This is a genomic window from Chryseobacterium sp. RU37D (assembly GCF_900156075.1).
Classification (GTDB): domain Bacteria; phylum Bacteroidota; class Bacteroidia; order Flavobacteriales; family Weeksellaceae; genus Chryseobacterium.
In genome coordinates this window covers 1-19,619 of record NZ_FTMM01000007.1, presented here as the reverse complement: position 1 = coordinate 19,619, position 19,619 = coordinate 1, and the positions used below count along the sequence as shown (strand labels likewise).

Sequence of the window (19,619 nt, the reverse complement as noted above, 5' to 3'; positions counted from 1 at the left end):
TCCGTGAGAGGGCATACTTTTGAGACAGCCTCTTAATTTTTATGTGAAAATTTTAAATTAAGCTAAAACCTCTTTTACCTTGTTTGCAGCTTCTTCTAAAGTAATTGCAGAATGAACCGGAAGACCAGACTCGTCGATTAATTTTTTAGCTTCAACAGCGTTAGTTCCCTGTAATCTTACAATTAATGGAACAGGAAGGCTACCCATCGCTTTATAAGCATCTACAACTCCTTGAGCAACTCTGTCACATCTTACGATACCTCCAAAGATGTTAATTAAAATTGCTTTTACGTTTGGATCTCTCAAGATGATTCCAAAAGCTGTCTGTACTCTCTGAGCATCAGCAGTTCCACCAACGTCTAAGAAGTTTGCAGGATTACCACCAGATAGTTTGATGATATCCATCGTCGCCATTGCAAGACCAGCTCCGTTTACCATACAAGCAACGTTACCGTCCAGTTTTACAAAGTTAAGACCAGCTTCACCAGCTTCAACATCCATTGGGTCTTCTTCTCTTGTATCTCTAAGCTCAGCTAAATCTTTGTGACGGAACAATGAGTTGTCATCCAAAGTTACTTTAGCATCTACCGCGATAATTTTGTTATCAGAAGTTTTCAATACTGGGTTGATTTCGAAAAGAGAAGCATCAATTCCGGTATACGCATTGTAAAGAGAACCAATGAATTTTACAAATTCTTTGAAAGCATTTCCCTCAAGACCTAGATTGAAAGCAATCTTTCTAGCCTGGAAACCTTGGAGACCTAAAGCCGGATCAATGATCTCTTTGTGGATCAAATGAGGAGTTACCTCAGCAACGTGCTCAATATCCATACCTCCTTCAGTAGAATATACAATTGTATTTTTACCTTCAGCTCTGTCTAAAAGGATAGAAACATAAAATTCTTTAGTTTCAGTCTCACCCGGATAATATACATCCTCAGCAATCAAAACAGAGTTTACTTTTTTACCTTCAGCAGAAGTTTGTGGAGTTACCAGCTGCATTCCGATGATATTCTGAGCGTTTTCTTTAAGCTTATCCATGTTTGGAGAGAACTTTACACCCCCACCTTTACCACGTCCTCCTGCATGGATCTGAGCTTTCACTACCCACCCTTGAGCGCCAGTTTCAGCAGTTAGTTTTTCAGCAGCAGCTATAGCTTCATCTACGTTGTTTGCAACGAAACCACGTTGGATAGCCACTCCATACTTTGATAAAATCTCTTTTGATTGATACTCGTGAAGATTCATATTATTTTTATTATTTTATTTTAAAATTTAAAGGTTGACAAATTTAATAAAAAGACATGGAAGTTCAAGTTTATTGACTTAAAATTTAAACCCCGGCCGAATTGATTTTTAACATATCTATGAAATTTGCATTATTCTTCGGATAATTTTTCAGATTGTGAACCGATAAACGGAATTTTCGGAGCCAGAAAATAACCTGTTAAGCTTGCAAAAAGTATCGGAACGAAGTATGTAAAGCCCGTTAAAGTCCCCAAAATAATGGTCGTACTCATCGGAGTTCTAGTAACACAGGCATTAATTGCACCCATACAACTCACAATTGCTAACGTTGTATCTACGATTGGAAATAAACTATGAATAATTAAGCCCAAAGTCGTTCCCACAAAGAAAAGCGGAATGATAAAACCTCCTCTCCAACCCGAAGTTACGGTAATAGCGATAGCTAAAATTTTAAAAATCAAAATGATAATTAAAAAATTCAATGCAAAATTCCCGTTGATTAATTGATTGATTTCATTATGTCCAAAATATCTTGTAATCGGAAAATAGAAGGCAATGATTCCTAAAACAATTCCGCCCGTTAAAGTTTTAATGTAAATCGGAAATTTCCTGTATTCAAAAACTTTCTTGAAAAATTTTACTACAAAAATGAAAATCCAGCCAAATAAAGTACCGACAATTCCAAAAGCTGTTGCATATGCAAAATCATAAATTCCGGTGTAATGATATGCTTTCAAGTCCCAAGTCGCTCCAATTCCCAAATGGATAATCAATGCAAACATCAGATAACTGAAACAGCTCGCCACCAACGATGGAATAATCGCTTTATAATATTCAACTGCGTGTTTATGATGTAGAATTTCTAAGGAAAACAAACTTTCACCAAGCGGAGCTCCGAAAAGAGCAGTAAAACCAGAAGCCATTCCTGCAATGCTTAAAGAGCGTAATTCTTCACCTTTTAATCTGAATAATTTTCCAAGATAAGTACCTGTAGAACCTGTCACCTGAACCAAAGGCGCTTCCGGGCCTAAACTTCCGCCCGAAGCCACGCAAAAAAGCGATGATAAAATCATAGAAGGATTATTTTTTGGTTCTAATTTTCCTTTATTAAATCGAATATTATTTACAATTAAATGAATTTCCCCCGGATCTCCGATGAAGTGAATCACTAATCCCGCCAACAAACCGCAAATTGCCATCGTCAGAATCACCATCCAACCCTGAAATTCGGCTAAAAATTCTGTAAAATATTCGAGAACAATCCAGTAAAGTCCGGCAATAATTCCACCAACTAAGCCTGTAAAAGCCCACATAAAAAAAATACGACTGAATACAAAAGGATTAAATCTTATCGGCTGATCCAGAAGATTAAATGTTTGGATAAGTCGTCTTCTTCGATTGATTTTCATCTTAATTTATTTTTAAAATTGTGATCATCATTTGCTTGTAATATTTTTCGCTTTACTAATATTAATGTCTTTTCCAGTAAAAATTGAAGATGAAAATAATCTTTTTTAAATGCTTCGCTCCCTCCGGCATGAAATTACTAATACTACGCGTTATTGCTCTAATAGTTTCAGCCAGAGCTTGTTGAAGGTTTTATTTTAAATTTTGTTTTTAGCAAAATAAAGAATCAGGATTCCCCAGCTTAGGATCATCAACAAACCTCCAAGCGGCGTGATTGGTCCTAAAAACTTCAGGTTTGTACCCAAATAATCCTGAAGACTTAAAAAATAAATACTTATAGAAAACAGAAATGTTCCCACAATCATTAAAATGGAAGTCCATTTTTCCGTTGAAGTTTCAAATTTTAAAATGTAGCCGATAATCAGCAAAAAGAAAGCAGCATACATCTGATATCTCACTCCTGTTTCGAAGCTTTCCAGCCTTTCAACAGATAAAATTTTCTTTAAAGCGTGCGCCCCGAATGCACCTAAAATAACGGATAACATTCCGTAAACTGCACCAAAAACTAAAGTAATTGTTTTCATTTATAGTTTAAAATCTTAAATATTAATGATATTGCTCCGATTGCAATGAAAATCCAAGCAAATCTTTTATTCTGAGCAAAACCTGGATTTTTAGTTACTTTCAGAAAAATTCCGAAAACTAACATAAAAGCTGATACAATAATTCCCAACATTATTGACCTCTCAATCTCTTAAACTCATTTATAACTTCGTGATGGCTCACTGTTTTATCCTTAAAATAGGTCACAAAATGCTGCTTTTCTTCTTCTGTTGCTCCCATTTGGTTCAAAATATTCAGTAAATGCATTTTCATGTGCCCTTTTTGAATTCCTGTTGTTACCAAAGAACGCAATGCTCCAAAATTCTGTGCTAAACCGGAAACCGCCAAAATACTCATCAATTCCTGAGCAGAAGGCTTTCCAAGAAGTGCCAGAGAGAATTTTACCAAAGGGTGAAGATTCGTTAAACCACCCACAACTCCCACAGAAATCGGAAGATCGATCCAAAATCTGAAAATCCCATTGTCTGTCGTACAGTGCGTTAAAGAAGAATATTTTCCGTTTCTTGCTGCATAAGCATGAGCGCAGGCCTCGGTTGCTCTGAAGTCGTTCCCCGTTGCAATAACAACAGCATCTACTCCATTCATAATTCCTTTATTGTGAGTCGTTGCACGGAAAGGTTCAATTTCAGCAATTGTTACAGCCTGCTTAAATTTTGAAGCAAATTCCTCATTAGAAATTCCGCTATCGTCTTTTAAGTCTTCAATTTTACAAGAAACCTCAGCTCTTACAATACAATCTGGAGTAAAATTGGAAAGAATATTCATCACAATCTGTAAAGAATATTTCTCTTCCTGTGTAAAGTCTTCACTTACTGCCACTTCCTGCTTAAGCGTTTTCCCAAACTGTTCCAAACAAGAATTGATAAAATTCGCCCCCATTGAGTCTACAGTATCGAAACTCGCCTTCAACTGGTAGTAATTCGGCATTTCAGCGGTTTTATCTATCAATTTAATATCTAAAATTCCGCCGCCGCGATTTCTCATGTTAGCAGTGATATCATTTGTAGATTCAATTAATTTTTTCTTTAAATTAAAATTAAAAAAATGAAGCAGCTTATGAGATTCAACGTTAAAAATAAAGTGAGTATGACCTAGTTTTTCGTTGTTGATAATTGTTGTTTTAAAACCACCTTTATCAATCCAAAACTTCGCTGCTTTTGAAGCCGCCGCAACTACAGAACTTTCTTCAACAGCCATCGGAAGAGCGAATAGTTTTCCGTCAATTAAAAAATTCGGTGCTATTCCGTAAGGCATATAAAAATTGGAAATCGTATTTTCCGAAAATTCATCATGAAGCCTCTGTAAATCGGCGTTTCCGTTCCAATATTGCTTTAATGTATGTTGATATTCTTCGTTACCTTCAAGGTATTCGTTTACAAGCCAGTCGATTTTTCCTTGTTTAGACAGTTTTGAAAAACCTTCAACGGGTTTATGATTCATAAAAATATATTTAATAGATCAGTGCGATCGCAGTTTTTGTAACTATACGCATAAATTAATGAGCGTAAATATACTAATTTTGTCATTTTAAACTGTTGATAACTTCAATCAAAAAATGTTGATTTTTATCAATTTTGGAATTAATTTTGAACATAAATTTAAAATTAAACCACAAAAGTCACAAAAGTTTTTACTTTGATAGATATCAAAGCTTATATGTAGATTTTTAACATTTTTATGATAGATTAAAGTAATAAAATGAATTTTGAACGCCTTAAAGAAAAACTCGAAATCCTGGCTGACGCGGCAAAATATGATGTTTCCTGCTCGTCAAGTGGTGGTACGAGAAAAAATAAAAAGGGCGCTTTGGGCGACAGTTCTCCGAGCGGGATTTGCCATACCTATACAGAAGACGGGAGGTGTGTCTCGCTCCTCAAAATTCTTTTGACTAATCATTGCATTTACGATTGTGCTTACTGCGTTTCCAGAAGCTCAAATGATATTAAAAGAGCTGCTTTTACCGTTGAGGAAGTTGTTGATCTGACCATTAATTTTTACCGGAGAAATTATATTGAAGGTTTATTTTTAAGCTCAGGAATTTTTAAAAATGCAGACACAACTATGGAACGCTTGGTTCGTGTGGCGAAAAAATTACGCTTAGAAGAGAATTTTAACGGATATATTCATCTTAAATCTATTCCGGGAGCAAGTGATGAACTGATGCAGGAAGCTGCTTTGTACGCCGACCGGTTATCCATCAACCTTGAAATTCCTACCGAAAGCGGACTGAAATTATTAGCTCCTGAAAAAAACAGACAGGATATGCTCAATCCGATGAAATATATTCAGAAAGGGATTGATCAATATAAGGATGAAAAAAAAAATTTCAGAAAAGTTCCCAAATTTGCTCCGGCGGGCCAGTCCACCCAAATGATTGTGGGCGCAACCAACGAAAATGATTTACAGATCATTAAGGTTGCCGATCATTTTTACAAAAATTTCAATCTTAAAAGAGTTTATTATTCTGGTTATGTTCCTGTTTTGGAGGATAAAAGATTGCCTTCTTTGACGACGGAAGTTCCTATGCTTAGAGAGAACCGCTTATATCAGTCGGATTGGCTGATGCGTTTTTATGGTTTTAAAGCAGAAGAAATTTTAGACCCAAATATGCCGTTTCTAGATTTGGAAGTTGACCCTAAATTAAGCTGGGCTTTACGACATCTTGATCAATTTCCGGTTAATCTTCAAACTGCAGATTATCAGATGATTTTAAGAATTCCGGGAATTGGAGTAAAAACGGCCCAGAAAATTGTAAATGCAAGACGTTTTCAGGTTTTGAATATAGAACATTTAACAAAATTAGGAACGGCTGTTAACCGTGCAAAATATTTTATTGATTTTAATGCTGGGAATGCCTTTCTGAAATATTTAACCAATCAAAATTTGAAAAAATTGCTGATTGGCGGGAGTTCTTCGAAGTTTCATAATCAATTTTCGCAGCAGCTTACGCTTTTTTAAACGATTCACACTGCCATTCAGAAATGAATCGTGATGGCGTGAAGTATCTACCAAAAAACAGGTTTTCCCTTTGTTGAATTTATATCAAAATAAAAGATGTATTGAGATTCTTTCTTCGTCAGAATGACAGATTGAAAGCAAAAACAATTAATTAATTTTCAAATTATCACATTTTCAAATTAAAAAAATGACCACCCTACTCTACGACGGCAGTTTCGACGGGCTTTTCACTGCGATATTTGAAGTTTTTGAATACCGTTATAAAGACGTGGAAATTATGAGTAAGGTAAGATTTCATCAGGAAAATATTTTTGCTGAAATCCATGAAGTCATTACTCAAATTGATAAATCTGAAAGGGTTTTAAATAAATTAGAGCAAAATATCGGAAAATCAGGCATTCATCAACTGCTGAAAGTTTTCTTGTCGGAAGATATCGAGCTGGAAAACCTGATTCTGTCTGCCGTAAAGCAATCCATCCGGCATCCGGATGAAAATATTCTCCAGAATTTTGCGGATAGTGATATTTTAAAGATTTCGAAAATTTGCAAATCTGTTGATCGTGAACGACATAGAATGACCGCTTTTGTACGTTTTGAAAAAATGCAGGACGATGTTTTTTTTGCTAAAATTGCTCCTGATTTTAATGTCATTCCTCTCATTCGAAAACACTTTAAAGACCGCTATCAGGATCAGAAATGGATGATTTATGATTTGAGAAGAAATTACGGACTTTTGTATGATCTCAATACCTGCGATTTTTTCTATCCTGATGAAAGAATTGATTTAAATAAATATCATGAGAAATTCCATGATCAGGAAAAGAACTATCAATCTCTTTGGCAGAGGTATTTCACGAAGACGAATATTGTAGAGAGGAAAAATCTTAAACTACATATCCAACATGTTCCGAGAAGATATTGGAAATACCTAACTGAAAAAAGCTGATGTTTTACTTATATAATCTATGATAGAAAAAAGTAAATGTATTAAAAATGACAAATTTTAGAAGTTTTTAATCATTTATATTCAAATCTCCTATAAACTTCCTACCATTATCTGAACTTGTTTTTGTAAATTTGTGTTCGAAATTTTTTACTAGATGAAAGAGAGTGCTGTAAAAAAAATCGCAGTTCTTACTTCTGGAGGTGATTCTCCCGGTATGAATGCGGCATTAAGGGCGGTAGTAAGAACCGCAAATTACTATAACATTGAATGCTACGGAGTAAGAGAAGGCTACAACGGCCTGATCCACGGCGATTTCCTGAAAATGGGACCACGTTCCGTAAAAAATATAATCAACCAGGGCGGAACTATTTTGAAATCTGCCCGTTCCCAGGAGTTTAGAACCAAGGAAGGCCGCCAGAAGGCTTACGAAAATTGTCAGAAATTAGGCATTGACGGATTGGTATGTATCGGAGGAGACGGAACTTTTACCGGAGCCAAAATCTTCAACGAGGAATTCGGAACCAGGGTAATTGGGGTTCCGGGGACTATTGACAATGACATTTTCGGGACAGACAATACAATCGGATATGATACAGCCCTGAACACAGCGATGGATGCCATCGACAAAATCCGTGATACGGCAACTTCCCACAACAGGGTTTTCTTTGTGGAAGTGATGGGCCGTGATGCAGGTTTTATTGCTTTAAACAGCGGATTGGCTACAGGTGCTTTAGATATTTTGATTCCGGAGAAAAAAGACAGCATGGAGGATCTTTTTGCGAATTTCAGAAAAGCTGAAAAAACAGGAAAGGCTTCCAGCATTGTTGTAGTGGCAGAAGGTGAAAAATTAGGCAACATCTATGATCTTGCCAAAGAAACAAAAGACGAGTTCCCGGATTATGATATCCGTGTAACAATCTTAGGACATATCCAAAGAGGCGGTTCTCCAAGCTGTGCAGACAGAGTTCTGGCGAGCAGATTGGGTTACGGAGCTGTAATCGGGTTAATGAACGGGCAGACCAATGTGATGGCAGGAATGCGTTCCAATGATCTGGTATATACACCAATCGAAGAAGCCATTAAAAAACATAATGAAATCAATAAAGATCTTTTACTGATCTCAGAAATTTTAGCAATCTAATATTTTAATATAATTTAAAACAAACTATTATGTCAACAATCAAAGTGGGTATCAACGGGTTTGGTAGAATCGGACGTCTCGTTTTCAGAGCAATGACTGAAAGAGATAACATCGAAGTAGTAGGAATCAATGACCTTATCGATGCTACATACATGGCTTACATGCTTAAATATGACTCTGTTCACGGGATTTTCCCAGGTGAGGTTTCTGTAGAAGGTAATGACCTTGTAGTAAACGGAAAAAGAATTAGAGTAACTGCTGAAAGAGACCCAAGCAACCTAAAATGGAACGAAATCGGTGCTGATTACGTAGTAGAATCTACCGGTTTATTCCTGGATAAAGAAAGTGCCGCAAAACATATTACTGCAGGTGCTAAGAAAGTAATCCTTTCTGCTCCTTCCAAAGATGATACTCCAATGTTTGTAATGGGGGTAAACCACAAAGAGCTTACTGACGATATCAAAATCTTATCAAATGCTTCTTGTACAACAAACTGCTTAGCTCCATTAGCTAAAGTAATCCACGATAATTTCGGGATCGTAGAAGGTTTAATGACGACGGTACATGCCACAACAGCAACTCAGAAGACAGTTGACGGTCCTTCAATGAAAGACTGGAGAGGAGGCAGAGCTGCTTTAAACAATATTATCCCTTCTTCTACAGGTGCTGCAAAAGCGGTCGGCAAAGTAATCCCTTCTTTGAACGGAAAACTAACAGGTATGTCCTTCAGAGTACCAACTGTTGACGTTTCTGTAGTAGATTTAACGGTAAGATTAGAAAAAGCTACTTCCTATGATGAAATATGTGCTGCAATCAAAGCTGCTTCTGAAGGCGAATTGAAAGGCATCCTTGGATACACTGAAGATGCTGTAGTGTCTCAGGATTTCGTAGGAGATAAGAGAACTTCAATCTTCGATAAAGATGCCGGTATCATGCTTTCTCCAAATTTTGTAAAACTTGTTTCTTGGTATGACAACGAAATGGGTTACTCAAACAAACTAGTTGATATGCTTGTACACGCTGCTTCTTTGTAATAAATAATCAGTAATAAGCAATTAATAATAAAACCTTCCGGGATTGGAAGGTTTTTATTTTTTCCATAATTTTATTAAAACTTTAAACATGTCAGACAGAACATTTCAGGAAAAATCCGGATTTCCGAAGCTTTTCGTTATTCTTCTTATTTTTCAGTCTATTGTTGCATCATTTATTCTTTTTAAGGATAATGAGTCTCCATTCATTGTTCTGTATATAGCGGCTCCTTTGATCGTGCTTTTTACTTTTTCTTTTTTAAAATTAAACTTAAATCAAAGCTACTTTGAATACAGTTTCTTTCCTTTCACTTTTAAAACCACAAAAATCAAATGGAACGAAATTCAGGAAATACAGATTGTAAAAACAGATCCTATTTTTGACTTTGGCGGCTGGGGCGTACGTCTTTCCAGAAAATATGGCAAAGCCTTTATCACCGGAAATAATGAAATTATTTTTTTAAAGCTGAAAAATGGAAAAAAAAGAGCTTTCTCAATTAATAATAAAACCGACCTGCTAGAATTTCTTGATAAAAACAATCTCCCTTATCAAAAAGTAAAAACAATAAATTCCCTACCATCGTAAGGGATTCAAGCTTATTATTTTCAAACAGCTAACAGGAAATTATAAACAATGTGTTCTATAATAATTGTATTTTCTCTATTTTCCGGGTAAAAAATAGTAAATGGAATAATTCAGAATTGAATTTTCATGGTTATTAGTCATTACAAATTTTAAAATTTTTTTGATATAAAAAAATCCCCCTTTTGTAGTATTTTTTAGAAAAACTTTAGTTATTTTTAGCCAAAAGCTTAAACATGACTGACCTTAAAAAAAAACATCCTTTAATTGAGGTTTGGAAAACTTATCTTGGGATCAGAGAGAATAAACATATCTCAAATATCCCTCCTATTGAGAGGATTATCGGAGAAATGTTTGCCATAGGTGAGTTTTATTATTATGTGCTTAACCTTACCAACAGTACGCTTTCTCAACATCATAAAAACATTCTCAAGCTTCATGGCCTAAAAGAATATCCCCAAAATTTGAAAGAAGTGATTGATCTTGTTCACCCGGATGATATTGAATTTATTACTAAAGCCGAGCAAAAAGTCGTAGAAATCTTAATGGAAATCGGGAAAGAGCATCAGCTTTTTCTTAAACCCAGCTATTGTTTCAGAATGAAAACTGCGGCCGGAAATTATGAGCTATTCCATCATCAAGCGATTCTTACGTGGGAAGATGAAGACAAAAATCTGGTTCAATCCATTAATATTCATACCAATATTAACCATATTACAAAAGAAAATCCACGTATGGTTTTAATTTCAGGAATCGGTCCGAGAAATGACTTCTACCAGATAAAGATTGAAAATAATCCGTCAAATAAAAACTTCTCTGAAATACATTTAACTAAAAGAGAGAAAGAAATTTTATCTCACATCGCTAAAGGCTATTCGGGTACTGAGATTTCAAAAATGCTGGTTTTATCTGAGCATACTGTTCGTACCCACCGAAAAAACATTCTTTCGAAAACCAACTCCAGAAACAGCAAGGAGCTATTAAAAAAAGCTTTTGAATGGGGGCTGATCTAACGTGAATTGTAAATGGTCAATTGTGAATTATTAAAAAATCGACAAGCAAAGTGAATTCACAATTCACCACTGACTTTAGGTCAATGATAAATCTCACAGCGGTATTTCGGCGTAAAACTTGTATTTTTATCCTTAATGGAAAAAGCCGCATTACAACCTCGCTTTAAGGATTCACCGCATTTCAAAGACTTTTGGACAAAGGGCAACGGAAAACAGCTTCTCGAATTTTCAGGAGCGGAAGTAGGCTTTAAAGATTTTGAAAAATTTTCTCTATATTACTATCATGTGGATGAAATAGGTGATGAAGTCGTAAAAGACGTTTACCTTACCAAAAAATTCCATGAAGCTTCAAAAGAAATTGAAAAGTACATCAGAAACGGAGTTTCAGAAGCAGATGAAGTTCCGGAAAGTGTAAAAAAATTATTTCTGCAAATCCAGGAAATCCCGGAATGGCTTGATTATAACTTAATCAATAGTGGTGCAGAGCTCTGCATGAGGAGCAATCTTGATTCGCTTATCTCACTTCGTGATTACTGCCTGATGGGCGGGTATGATTATGCTTACCTTAACAAACCGCTGATTGCCACCGAAGCATTGAAAAAAGGAGCTGTAAAAAGACTTTCAGAAACCCTCGACTTTTGGGTAAATGTTACAAGGTATAACGCCCTGAAAACTCACAAAAAAGGATATGAATTCGCGATAAAAACACGTTTAATCCATTCATACGCAAGACTTTCCATTAAAAAACATTACAAAAGCTGGAATACGGAAAGCTGGGGTGAGCCCATTAATTCCTGGGATATGATGGCTACTTACATCGGATTCAGCCTGGTATTTATGCACAGTCTCTACAAGCTGGGAAATACTTTTTCGGAACAGGAAGAAAAAGGGCTTTTCCACCTTTGGAAATATGTCGGTTATCTCTTGGGAATCCCTGAAAAACTGCTTCCAAACGATAAAAAAGAGGCTACTGAGTATTTTTATTTATGGACATCCATCCAGCCTCCTGCGGATAAAGATTCTGTACTGCTTGCTCATTCTTTGCTTAATGAATCTTTAGAAAACCCAATTTTAAAATATACATTCCAGAGGAAAAATCTGCGCTATCTTCACATCTGCTGTACCTGGTTCCTGCTTGACGATGATGTTTGTCAAAGGCTTCAGATTCCTGATGTTTTCAACAAAAAAGCTTTTCCGGCAACCAAATGGATCATTAATAAAGTTTATGATAAGATCGTAAGCCGGAAAGCAAGAATTGAAAAAGGAAATAAAAATCAGATGAAGGTTTTAAACGATTACCATAAAATCACCCAAAACTCCAACTTTCATTAAAAATATTTTTTAAAAACAACTCAAACCTTCAAGGTTTATTTAGCTTAAAAATTTATATTTTTTTTAACTATAAAAACAGTGTCCAGAGGTAAATAATATTAGTTTTTGAGCGCAGAATTTCGTATTTTTGATCAATTATTTAAACAACAGATGAGTAATATAGACGATAAGAAAAAAGCGCTTGCATTAGTGCTTGACAAACTAGATAAAACATACGGAAAAGGAACGGTAATGACACTGGGAGATGATTCGGTGGACAATACCATCGAGGTGATTCCTTCAGGATCTTTAGGACTTGACATTGCCCTTGGAGTGGGCGGTTATCCGAGAGGAAGAATCATCGAAATCTACGGTCCGGAATCTTCAGGTAAAACGACATTAACCCTTCACGCTATTGCAGAAGCTCAAAAAGCAGGCGGAATTGCAGCATTTATCGATGCAGAGCACGCTTTCGACAGAACCTATGCCGCAAAGCTTGGAATTGACCTGGAAAACCTGATTATTTCTCAGCCTGACAACGGTGAGCAGGCCTTGGAAATTGCCGACAACCTCATCCGCTCAGGAGCTATTGATATTGTAGTCATTGACTCCGTAGCAGCATTGACTCCAAAAGCCGAAATAGAAGGGGAAATGGGAGACTCCAAAATGGGACTTCATGCGAGATTAATGTCTCAGGCACTGAGAAAATTAACAGCGACCATTTCAAGAACAAAATGTACGGTAATTTTCATCAACCAGCTAAGGGAGAAAATCGGGGTAATGTTCGGAAATCCTGAAACAACTACCGGAGGTAACGCGTTGAAATTCTACGCTTCTGTAAGAGTTGACATCAGAAAAGCAAGTGCGCCAATCAAAAATGGTGATGAAGCGATCGGAAGCCGCGTGAAAGTGAAAATTGTAAAAAACAAAGTAGCTCCACCTTTCAAACAAGCAGAATTTGATATCATGTACGGTGAAGGAGTATCTAAAACAGGAGAAATCCTTGACCAGGCTGTAGAGCAGGGAATCGTAAAGAAAAGCGGCTCATGGTTCAGCTACGAAGATACGAAATTAGGACAAGGGCGTGATGCTGTAAAAGATGTATTGAAAGATAATCCTGAACTTGCTGAAGAACTGGAAAATAAAATCAAGGAAGTATTGAAAAACAAATAAGTTTTTGATTTTTAAGATATTGAAGGCAGCTTTTTACAGCTGTCTTTTTTATTTGTCATTGCGAGGAACGAAGTGACAAAACAATCTCTTTTTATCTTGCAGATTGTACAAATACTTGTGGTTTGTTTATGAGATTTGTATTTAAATTTAACCATCCCCGGAGAAAGAGAATTGTAAACACTATATCACTAAGCTATTTCTTATTTCTTATTTCTTATTTCTTATTTCTTATTTCTTATTTCTTATTTCTTATTTCTTATTTCTTATTTCTTATTTCTTATTTCTTATTTCTAAATAAAAAAATGTCAAAATGTCACTTTCTTTCAAACGGTATTTTTTTTGAAAAAGCTATGGAAGAAAATTAAAACTATCAATATTATGACTAAAGGAAATATTAATGTATCTGTGGAAAATATTTTCCCGCTTATCAAAAAATTTCTTTACAGTGATCACGAAATATTCTTAAGAGAATTAATCTCCAATGCAACGGATGCTACTTTAAAATTAAAGCACCTTACAAGCATCGGGGAAGCAGAAGCCGAGTACGGAAACCCGAAAATTGAAGTTAAGGTTGATAAAGAGGGTAAAAAGATTCATATCATCGATCAGGGAATCGGGATGACGGGGGAAGAAGTTGAAAAATACATCAATCAGGTGGCTTTTTCCGGAGCTGAAGAGTTCTTGGAAAAATATAAGGACACGGCAAAAGATTCAGGAATTATCGGGCATTTCGGGCTTGGATTTTATTCAGCTTTTATGGTAGCTGAAAAAGTTGAAATTTTAACTAAATCTTATAAAGATGAGACTGCAGTTCGCTGGATCTGCGACGGAAGCCCTGAATTTACTTTAGAAGAGACAACGGATAAAACCGACAGAGGAACGGAAATTATTCTTCATATTGCAGAAGATTCTCTAGAATTTTTGGAAGAAAGCAAAATCCGTGAATTACTGTTGAAATATAACAAATTTATGCCTGTTCCGATTAAATTCGGGACAAGAACTCATACTCTGCCTTTACCGGAAGATGCTCCGAAAGATGCTGTTGCTGAAACCGAAGAAGTTGACAATATCATTAATAATCCTACCCCGGCATGGACAATTGCGCCAAGTGAACTGACGAATGAGGATTACATGAAATTCTATCATGAATTGTACCCAATGCAGTTTGAGGAGCCTTTATTCAATATTCACTTAAATGTTGATTATCCTTTCAACCTTACAGGAATCTTATTTTTCCCGAAGCTGAACAACAATTTAAATATTGAAAAAGACAAAATACAACTCTATCAAAATCAGGTTTTTGTAACGGATGAAGTGAAAGGTATCGTTCCGGATTTCCTAATGCTTCTCCGCGGAGTGATTGATTCACCGGATATCCCGTTGAATGTTTCCCGTTCTTATTTACAGGCGGATGGTGCTGTGAAGAAAATATCTTCTTACATTACGAAAAAGGTTGCCGACAAAATGTCATCTCTTATTAATGAAAACCGTGAGGATTACGAAAAAAAATGGAACGATATCAAAGTAGTAATCGAGTACGGAATTGTAACGGAAGATAAATTTGCTGAAAAATCTGACAAATTTACCCTCTACCCTACTACTGACGGAAAATATTTCTTGTGGAATGAATTGGAGGAAAAAATCAGGTCTAATCAGACGGATAAAGACGGAAATCTTATTGTTATCTATGCTTCTAATGCAGACGAGCAGCATTCTTACATTCAATCAGCGAAAGATAAAGGGTATGAAGTTCTCATTTTAGATTCGCCAATTATCCCTCACGTGATTCAAAAGCTGGAAACTTCAAAAGAAAAGATTTCTTTTGCAAGAGTAGACGCAGATCACATCAATAATCTTATTAAAAAAGATGAGCCTGTCATTTCCAAACTAAATGAAATCGAAAAGCAAGCATTAAAGAAAAATGTAGAGGAAGCTATAAACGATAAGAAGTTTACTGTTCAGCTTGAGGATTTAGACAGCAGTGATGCACCTTTCACCATTACTCAGCCTGAATTTATGAGAAGAATGAAAGATATGCAGGCTACCGGTGGTGGCGGAATGTTTGGAATAGGCGGCTTCCCTGAAATGTATAATCTGGTGGTGAATTCTAACAGTGAATTTGCCAGTCAGATCCTGAAAACGGAAAATGCATGGGATAAGGAAAGCCTGATTAAATACGCTTTGGATCTGGCTAAGCTTTCACAAAATTTATTGAAAGGAAAAGATCTGACGGATTTCATCCAAAGAAGCTATCAAAACCTGAATAAATAATTTGACTATTTTATATTTGAGATTTCGGGGCGGCTTTGCCGCCCCGAAACTTATTTTTTATAGAACGTGATTAAAAAGTTTGCTTACAAAAAGGGTTTCGGCGGTGCCTTTGGCACCGCCGAAACCCTTTTTGTATTTATTCAGAAACTTCTCAAGCTCTCCCCTATCTACTACTAGTATCGCCAAAATATTTTTCAGAAATGCAGAAACTCATAACTAAAAATCAACAACCCAACCTCACAACTCCTTCATCGGGTCCCAGAACAATTTCTTAAAATCTTTAATTCTGAAATTCTCCACGACAATACCTTCCGCTTCCAGTTTTTTTTGAAATTCCGGGACAGATAAAATGCCCGAACTTGAAATTACACGATGAGCGGGAACATCTTTCGGACAGCCTCCCATTGCTTTTCCCACGTGCCTGGAATGATTGGGATAACCTACTGCTTTCGCTATTGCTCCATAGCTTGTTACTTTTCCTTTGGGAACCAGCTTTGTGATTTCCCAGACTTGTTTCTTGAAGATTTCGTCCATGCCTTTTTTGCATTATTTTTGGATTCTATTGATATCCATTTCTAAATATAAAGTTATGAAAAAATCATTTTTCCGAATGATGAATAAATTCAATAAAGCTATCCTTCTGAAACTGAGCAATAAAGATCCGAATACATTGACCAAATTCGAAAAAGGTATCCTGGCATATCGGTATTTCGTGCTGGTAAATTCTTTAGACTGACAGTCTCGCGTGAGGGATACGGAGGGTGCGACCGAAGGGAGCAGTTTCGGCTCGGTGCTTCGCACCGAGCCGAAACCGAAACGAAGTGAAGCCCGGAGCAGCCCGACCCTGGTTCTGGACCTAGCTCTGGAGAGGGGCACGCCATTATCTTTATTTTTTTAATAATTTTTCTCTCGCAAATTTTGCAGATTACGCGGATGTTTATGTTGCTTTAAAGATCTGCGTAATCTGCAAAATTTGCGAGAGAAAAACGCCCCAAAAATGGAGCGTTTGTATACCTTCAAGCTTTAGGCTTCCGCCTTCGGTTTTTATGAATTTTCTAAAATATAAGAGAACATTAATGGTGCACAGATCGTTGCATCACTTTCAACGATAAATTTCGGTGTAGTGATATCCAATTTTCCCCAAGTGATTTTCTCGTTTGGAACAGCTCCAGAATATGAACCGTAAGAAGTCGTAGAATCTGAAATCTGACAGAAATAAGACCAGAAAGGAATATCATGCATTTCCATATCCTGATACAGCATAGGCACAACACAGATCGGGAAATCTCCGGCGATACCTCCTCCAATCTGGAAGAATCCAACTCCTTTTCCTGATGAATTTTTTGTATACCAGTCAGCCAGATACGCCATATATTCAATACCTGATTTCATGGTAGAGAATTTAAGATCTCCTTTGATACAGTATGATGCAAAAATATTACCCATGGTAGAGTCTTCCCATCCTGGTACCACGATCGGTAAGCTTTTTTCTGCAGCAGCAATCATCCAAGAATTTTCTCTAGGGATTTCATAATACTGCTCTAAGACTCCTGAAAGGATCATTTTATACATATATTCGTGAGGGAAATATCTTTCTCCTTTGTTGTCCGCATCTTTCCAGATTTCATAGATATGCTTTTGCAATCTTCTGAAAGCCTCTTCTTCAGGAATACATGTGTCTGTAACCCTGTTAAGACCTCTTTCTAAAAGATCCCATTCTTCCTGTGGGGTAAGATCCCTGTAATGGGGAACTCTTTCGTAATGAGAATGCGCTACAAGATTCATTAAATCTTCTTCAAGATTTGCTCCCGTACAAGAAATGAAATCTACTTTGTCCTGACGGATCATCTCGGCTAGGATTTTTCCCAATTCTGCAGTAGACATTGCTCCCGCCAAAGTAATCATCATTTTTCCGCCATCTTTCAGGTGAGCTACATACCCTTTGGAAGCATCAACTAAAGCAGCTGCATTAAAGTGCAGGTAATATTTTTCTATGAATTCAGTAATCGGCTTATTCATTTATTTAATTTTTGCAAAGATAAAAACTTTAAGCCTTTAATATCGAAACTTTCTGTTCTCTTTTTTCTCAGAAATTTTCTTCTTTGTATCTAATCGTTTTTGCTTTTGAGCTTTTGAAGGTTTTGTGGCGACCCGTTTCTTAGGAATGATTAAAGCTTTATCTACAATTTCAAGGATTTTTTCAATGGCATTGTTTTTATTTGCTAATTGAGTCCTGCTTTCTGAAACTGTTAAAAATAAAAACCCTTCTATATTAATTCTGTTTTTAAGTTTATTTTGAATCAAAAGTTTTTGTTCTTTATTAAAAAATTCAGACTCATTTACATTCCAAAGAACAGTGACAGAGGTTTCAACCTTGTTTACGTTCTGCCCTCCCGCACCGCTACTACGGGAAGTTTTAAAACTAAGCTCTTTTGTAAAATCTTTCATTTAATTAAGCAGTAAAGATAAAAAGACTTTATAAGATATTTTTTAATTCAATCCGGTTCACTTTACCATTTGGTGTCCTTGGAATTTTGTTGGTAAAGATAATCTCCTTTGGTTTATGAAAACTTTTCTCAAATGGAATGATTGAAATCTTATCAATCAATTCCTGAGATTCTTCTCCTTCAATTACTATTATTAGCTTTTGTCCAAAATTTTCGTCATTTTTTCCTAAAAATACGACCTCGTTTGAAATTTCTTTTTTTACTAAAGACTCCAGCTCCTCTGGGAAAATTTTCGCTCCACCGGAATTAATCACATTATCGATTCTTCCTAGAAACCTAAATTGTCTGTTGCCAATCTGAGGAGAGTCAGAGGGTTTTATCTCAACTAAATCATTAGTTTGTAATACCTTATTATTCAAATCGGGAGCAAAAACTTTTAGGCATCCTCTTTCATCTGTAGAAATGGCAATATTCTCAAATACAGTGAAATAATTTTCCAACCATGGAGCAATTTGCTTTAAAGCAATATGAGAAAGAGTTTCCGACATTCCATAAGTTTCGAAAGCTTTGGTGGGTAGTTGCTGGTTAATTGTTGTTAGTTTGTCCAAAATTTTCGTTTTCAAATTTTCAGAAACTGCAGCTCCGCCGATGATTAAATTTTTGATTAAATGTAATTTATCTAAAGAATTCTCTACCTGAAGTGGCGTCATTGCACAAAAATCAATTTCATGGTCAAGACCTTCAATTGGTTTCACTGAAGGATCGGCAACCATTAATTTTAGTTTTCTGACAATGGAACGGACTATCATCATTTTACCTGAAATATACTCCACGGGAAGACAAATCAAAGCTGTATTTCCTTCTTTCAAATTCAGAAAATTGCAGGTCATTTCTGCAGAATTAACCATCTTCTTTTTTTCAATATCAAATACCTTGGGAACTCCTGTAGAGCCGGAAGTCTGTACTTTTACCGTATCAGAGTCAGAAAACCATTCTTCCAAAAAAATTTTAATCTTTTGCTCGAATTCCTTTTCAAAGGATAATTGATTAATATTGAGATTATTGAAGTCTATCAGCATGATTATCGTAATTGAAATGTAAGGTAAATTTAGAAAAAAGTTTAAAAAGTTTTTGCAAATAATTAAAAAAGCTGTAGATTTGCACCACTAAAAATAAACAAAGACCCATGGTGTAGCGGTAACACTACTGATTTTGGTTCAGTCATCTGGGGTTCGAATCCCTGTGGGTCTACTTACAACGCTGTTAATCATTTGATTTTCAGTGTTTTTTATTTTTACACTCCCGAATTTTTCCCCGACTTGATTTTTTTTTAACTCTTTTCAACATTATTAAATCTAAATTAATTCAAAATGGATATACTAATTTAGCTTCCAGTTAGAGTTAAGCATAAAACCTTAATTTTAACGTATGAAACAAGGGCGAAAAATCTATGATCCAGCTTTTAA

18 protein-coding genes and 1 tRNA gene are annotated in these 19,619 nt (G+C 35.9%); 11 read left to right on the top strand and 8 right to left on the bottom strand.

All coding sequences use genetic code 11. The features are described from left to right. Positions 1–57: 57 nt before the first annotated feature. The 4 genes from sucC to BW926_RS04910 form a co-directional block, all read right to left on the bottom strand. Positions 58–1,248 (bottom strand): ADP-forming succinate--CoA ligase subunit beta, encoded by a 1,191-nt coding sequence (gene sucC / locus BW926_RS04925; RefSeq protein WP_076444763.1) that lies wholly within the window; start codon positions 1,246–1,248, stop codon positions 58–60. 131 nt (positions 1,249–1,379) lie between these two features. Then, a complete protein-coding gene (locus BW926_RS04920) occupies positions 1,380–2,657 on the bottom strand; it encodes a chloride channel protein (protein WP_076444761.1) in 1,278 nt (425 codons plus the stop codon). A gap of 195 nt (positions 2,658–2,852) precedes the next feature. Continuing rightward, positions 2,853–3,239, bottom strand: a complete 387-nt coding sequence (locus BW926_RS04915) for a DUF423 domain-containing protein (protein ID WP_076444760.1) — start codon at positions 3,237–3,239, stop codon at positions 2,853–2,855. 151 nt (positions 3,240–3,390) lie between these two features. Beyond that, on the bottom strand, positions 3,391–4,719 hold the full coding sequence (locus tag BW926_RS04910) for a hydroxymethylglutaryl-CoA reductase, degradative (protein ID WP_076444758.1): 1,329 nt from the start codon (positions 4,717–4,719) through the stop codon (positions 3,391–3,393). Positions 4,720–4,977: 258 nt separating this feature from the next. Between BW926_RS04910 and BW926_RS04905 the strand changes: the two genes are divergently transcribed. The 9 genes from BW926_RS04905 (at position 4,978) to htpG (ending at position 15,706) form a co-directional block, all read left to right on the top strand. Further along, positions 4,978–6,237 (top strand): putative DNA modification/repair radical SAM protein, encoded by a 1,260-nt coding sequence (locus tag BW926_RS04905; protein WP_076444756.1) that lies wholly within the window; start codon positions 4,978–4,980, stop codon positions 6,235–6,237. 187 nt (positions 6,238–6,424) lie between these two features. Continuing rightward, complete coding sequence (locus BW926_RS04900; RefSeq protein WP_076444754.1) at positions 6,425–7,183, top strand: TIGR03915 family putative DNA repair protein; 759 nt, start codon at positions 6,425–6,427, stop codon at positions 7,181–7,183. Positions 7,184–7,337: 154 nt separating this feature from the next. Continuing rightward, positions 7,338–8,324, top strand: coding sequence for a 6-phosphofructokinase (gene pfkA / locus BW926_RS04895; protein ID WP_076444752.1), 987 nt, complete (start codon positions 7,338–7,340; stop codon positions 8,322–8,324). Positions 8,325–8,353: 29 nt separating this feature from the next. Beyond that, a complete protein-coding gene (gene gap / locus BW926_RS04890) occupies positions 8,354–9,358 on the top strand; it encodes a type I glyceraldehyde-3-phosphate dehydrogenase (RefSeq protein ID WP_076444750.1) in 1,005 nt (334 codons plus the stop codon). Between the two features lie 88 nt (positions 9,359–9,446). Continuing rightward, entirely contained in the window at positions 9,447–9,941 is a 495-nt protein-coding gene (locus BW926_RS04885) for a hypothetical protein (protein WP_076444748.1), read from the top strand. 233 nt (positions 9,942–10,174) lie between these two features. Then, positions 10,175–10,951: a response regulator transcription factor gene (locus BW926_RS04880; protein WP_076444746.1), complete on the top strand. Its 777-nt coding sequence runs from the start codon at positions 10,175–10,177 to the stop codon at positions 10,949–10,951. 135 nt (positions 10,952–11,086) lie between these two features. Further along, complete coding sequence (locus BW926_RS04875; protein WP_076444744.1) at positions 11,087–12,283, top strand: oxygenase MpaB family protein; 1,197 nt, start codon at positions 11,087–11,089, stop codon at positions 12,281–12,283. Positions 12,284–12,433: 150 nt separating this feature from the next. Next, positions 12,434–13,435, top strand: coding sequence for a recombinase RecA (gene recA / locus BW926_RS04870; protein WP_076444742.1), 1,002 nt, complete (start codon positions 12,434–12,436; stop codon positions 13,433–13,435). Positions 13,436–13,813: 378 nt separating this feature from the next. After that, positions 13,814–15,706 carry a molecular chaperone HtpG gene (gene htpG / locus BW926_RS04860; RefSeq protein ID WP_076444738.1) on the top strand — a complete coding sequence of 631 codons (1,893 nt, stop codon included), beginning with the start codon at positions 13,814–13,816 and terminating at the stop codon, positions 15,704–15,706. Between the two features lie 237 nt (positions 15,707–15,943). Here htpG and BW926_RS04855 read toward each other — a convergent pair whose 3' ends face one another. After that, a complete protein-coding gene (locus tag BW926_RS04855; protein WP_076444736.1) occupies positions 15,944–16,240 on the bottom strand; it encodes an MGMT family protein in 297 nt (98 codons plus the stop codon). A 55-nt stretch (positions 16,241–16,295) separates the two neighbouring features. Here BW926_RS04855 and BW926_RS14335 point away from each other — a divergent pair, with 55 nt between their 5' ends. Then, complete coding sequence (locus BW926_RS14335) at positions 16,296–16,442, top strand: hypothetical protein (RefSeq protein ID WP_179077980.1); 147 nt, start codon at positions 16,296–16,298, stop codon at positions 16,440–16,442. A 308-nt stretch (positions 16,443–16,750) separates the two neighbouring features. Here the strand turns inward: BW926_RS14335 and BW926_RS04845 are convergent, their stop codons facing one another. From BW926_RS04845 to BW926_RS04835, 3 genes are read right to left on the bottom strand one after another with little or no spacing between them, the layout of a single operon-like run. Further along, positions 16,751–17,725 (bottom strand): deoxyhypusine synthase family protein, encoded by a 975-nt coding sequence (locus BW926_RS04845; protein ID WP_076444731.1) that lies wholly within the window; start codon positions 17,723–17,725, stop codon positions 16,751–16,753. Positions 17,726–17,761: 36 nt separating this feature from the next. After that, on the bottom strand, positions 17,762–18,154 hold the full coding sequence (arfB, locus tag BW926_RS04840) for an alternative ribosome rescue aminoacyl-tRNA hydrolase ArfB (protein ID WP_076444729.1): 393 nt from the start codon (positions 18,152–18,154) through the stop codon (positions 17,762–17,764). Between the two features lie 28 nt (positions 18,155–18,182). Beyond that, a complete protein-coding gene (locus tag BW926_RS04835) occupies positions 18,183–19,232 on the bottom strand; it encodes an AMP-binding protein (RefSeq protein ID WP_076444727.1) in 1,050 nt (349 codons plus the stop codon). A 101-nt stretch (positions 19,233–19,333) separates the two neighbouring features. Here BW926_RS04835 and BW926_RS04830 point away from each other — a divergent pair. Then, a tRNA-Gln gene (locus BW926_RS04830) sits at positions 19,334–19,404 on the top strand. The last annotated feature ends 215 nt before the right edge of the window (positions 19,405–19,619 follow it).

Bases quoted from the DNA above. Each gene is read 5' to 3' on its own strand.
- sucC (WP_076444763.1), bottom strand. From the start codon at position 1,248: ATGAATCTTCACGAGTATCAATCAAAAGAGATTTTATCAAAGTATGGA.
- BW926_RS04920 (WP_076444761.1), bottom strand. From the start codon at position 2,657: ATGAAAATCAATCGAAGAAGACGACTTATCCAAACATTTAATCTTCTG.
- BW926_RS04915 (WP_076444760.1), bottom strand. From the start codon at position 3,239: ATGAAAACAATTACTTTAGTTTTTGGTGCAGTTTACGGAATGTTATCC.
- BW926_RS04910 (WP_076444758.1), bottom strand. From the start codon at position 4,719: ATGAATCATAAACCCGTTGAAGGTTTTTCAAAACTGTCTAAACAAGGA.
- BW926_RS04905 (WP_076444756.1), top strand. From the start codon at position 4,978: ATGAATTTTGAACGCCTTAAAGAAAAACTCGAAATCCTGGCTGACGCG.
- BW926_RS04900 (WP_076444754.1), top strand. From the start codon at position 6,425: ATGACCACCCTACTCTACGACGGCAGTTTCGACGGGCTTTTCACTGCG.
- pfkA (WP_076444752.1), top strand. From the start codon at position 7,338: ATGAAAGAGAGTGCTGTAAAAAAAATCGCAGTTCTTACTTCTGGAGGT.
- gap (WP_076444750.1), top strand. From the start codon at position 8,354: ATGTCAACAATCAAAGTGGGTATCAACGGGTTTGGTAGAATCGGACGT.
- BW926_RS04885 (WP_076444748.1), top strand. From the start codon at position 9,447: ATGTCAGACAGAACATTTCAGGAAAAATCCGGATTTCCGAAGCTTTTC.
- BW926_RS04880 (WP_076444746.1), top strand. From the start codon at position 10,175: ATGACTGACCTTAAAAAAAAACATCCTTTAATTGAGGTTTGGAAAACT.
- BW926_RS04875 (WP_076444744.1), top strand. From the start codon at position 11,087: ATGGAAAAAGCCGCATTACAACCTCGCTTTAAGGATTCACCGCATTTC.
- recA (WP_076444742.1), top strand. From the start codon at position 12,434: ATGAGTAATATAGACGATAAGAAAAAAGCGCTTGCATTAGTGCTTGAC.
- htpG (WP_076444738.1), top strand. From the start codon at position 13,814: ATGACTAAAGGAAATATTAATGTATCTGTGGAAAATATTTTCCCGCTT.
- BW926_RS04855 (WP_076444736.1), bottom strand. From the start codon at position 16,240: ATGGACGAAATCTTCAAGAAACAAGTCTGGGAAATCACAAAGCTGGTT.
- BW926_RS14335 (WP_179077980.1), top strand. From the start codon at position 16,296: ATGAAAAAATCATTTTTCCGAATGATGAATAAATTCAATAAAGCTATC.
- BW926_RS04845 (WP_076444731.1), bottom strand. From the start codon at position 17,725: ATGAATAAGCCGATTACTGAATTCATAGAAAAATATTACCTGCACTTT.
- arfB (WP_076444729.1), bottom strand. From the start codon at position 18,154: ATGAAAGATTTTACAAAAGAGCTTAGTTTTAAAACTTCCCGTAGTAGC.
- BW926_RS04835 (WP_076444727.1), bottom strand. From the start codon at position 19,232: ATGCTGATAGACTTCAATAATCTCAATATTAATCAATTATCCTTTGAA.